This is a genomic window from Planomonospora algeriensis, assembly GCF_977012225.1.
In genome coordinates, this window is record NZ_CDRNDK010001021.1 from 1 (window position 1) to 682 (window position 682).

The 682-nt window shown below is 78.4% G+C and carries 2 protein-coding genes; both read left to right on the forward strand.

Going from position 1 to position 682, the window contains the following annotated elements:
• Window positions 1-593 (forward strand): glycerate kinase (locus tag ACWJ6R_RS37560; protein WP_449066742.1); only part of this gene is annotated, 593 nt, incomplete at its 5' end.
• Window positions 538-682: glycerate kinase (locus ACWJ6R_RS37565; RefSeq protein WP_449066743.1), on the forward strand; the 145-nt coding region annotated here is incomplete at its 3' end. The genes ACWJ6R_RS37560 and ACWJ6R_RS37565, both read left to right, overlap by 56 nt.

The following is a 682-nucleotide window of genomic DNA, read 5'->3' on the forward strand; positions in this document are numbered from 1 at the left end:
GCGGACGGCGGGGTCAGCTCCGCCCCGCTCACCGCGACCAGCCGCGGCACCGGCGAGCTCATCGCGCACGCCGTACGGCGCGCGCCCGCCGGATCGTCCTCGGCCTGGGCGGCAGCGCCTGCACCGACGGCGGCACCGGGATGATGGCGGCGCTCGGCGTGCGTTTCCTGGACGCGAACGGCCGGGAGCTGCCGCCCGGCGGAGCCGCCCTGCGGGATCTGGCGCGGATCGACACCTCCGGGCTCATGCCGCTGGACGGCGTGGAGGTCGTGGTGGCCTGCGACGTGGACAACCCGCTGCTCGGCCCGTACGGCGCCGCCGCCGTCTACGCGCCGCAGAAGGGCGCCACCGGTGAGGAGGTGAGGCTGCTGGAGGCCGCGCTGGCCCGCCTGGCCGCCGTCGCCGCGCACACCCACGGTCTGACCGGCGCGATCGAGCACGACGGCGTCGTCCGCCCGATGGGGGTCGCCGCCCAGCCGGGGGCCGGGGGCGGCCGGAGGCGTGGGCTTCGCCGCCGTCGCCTTCCTGCGGGCCGACATCCGCCCCGGCATCGAGTACCTGCTCGACCTGCTCGGCTTCCGGCGGCGGCTTGACGGGGCCCGCCTGGTGGTCACCGGGGAGGGGTCGCTGGACGAGCAGACCCTGCGCGGCAAGGCCCCGGCCGGGTCGCCGCCGCCGCGGG